The organism is Faecalibacterium sp. DFI.5.82 (assembly GCF_029076575.1).
Classification (GTDB): domain Bacteria; phylum Bacillota; class Clostridia; order Oscillospirales; family Ruminococcaceae; genus Faecalibacterium; species Faecalibacterium duncaniae.
Genome location: NZ_JARFIS010000221.1, coordinates 1 through 338, shown reverse-complemented (window position 1 = coordinate 338; position 338 = coordinate 1). Strand labels below are relative to the sequence as shown.

The following is a 338-nucleotide window of genomic DNA, read 5'->3' as shown; positions in this document are numbered from 1 at the left end:
GCCGCCGCTGAAAAAGCCTGCGCCGAGGCAGGGGTCAAGGCCCAGACCGGCAAGATCGCCACCGGCGACCTGTTCGTGGGTGACAGCGAGACCAAGGCCGCCATTGAGGCCAAATGCGCCCCCGACTGCGTTGAGATGGAGGGTGCTGCCGTGAGCCAGATTGCCGCCAAGAACGATGTGCCCTGCGTCATCCTGCGCGCCATGAGCGACACCGCCGACGAGGACGGCCACGAGGTGCTGGTGGTGAAGAAATTCAGCATCGCCGAGTACGTGGCTACCGCCACCCGGATCGTGGCGGCCATGGTGGAAGCACTCTGAGCAGCCGGAGCGGCCTTTAC

General features: G+C 65.7%; 1 pseudogene. It reads left to right on the top strand.

From position 1 onward, the window contains the following. A pseudogene (locus P0G09_RS16335) lies at positions 1 to 318 on the top strand (5'-methylthioadenosine/adenosylhomocysteine nucleosidase); the annotation flags it as partial. Positions 319 to 338: the final 20 nt, after the last annotated feature.